1 pseudogene is annotated in these 247 nt (G+C 64.8%); it reads right to left on the bottom strand.

Features of this window, described 5'->3' with window-relative positions:
• Positions 1 to 247: pseudogene (locus tag ACSNOK_RS35545) on the bottom strand (aminoacyl-tRNA hydrolase); the annotation flags it as partial.

Below are 247 nucleotides of genomic sequence, written 5' to 3'. Positions count from 1 at the left end.
CCATTCCGCTTCGGCGGCAACGGCGGCGAGCAGGTCTGAAAGAGGCTCCATCTCCGATTTGGCGTAGTTGCCGAGCACATGGGGGGTGACCCGGTCCTTGTGCCCAGGGTGACCGATGCCGATGCGCACCCGGCGGAAGTCCGGACCGAGTTAGGCATTGATCGAGCGAAGGCCATTGTGACCGGCGAGGCCGCCGCCCGTGCGCACCTTGACCTTGAAGGGGGCAAGATCGAGCTCGTCATGGAAG

This window comes from Streptomyces sp. URMC 126, assembly GCF_051386555.1.
Lineage (GTDB): Bacteria > Actinomycetota > Actinomycetes > Streptomycetales > Streptomycetaceae > Streptomyces.
Note: the sequence above shows the minus strand (reverse complement) of the source record. Positions and strands in the feature narration are given on the sequence as shown.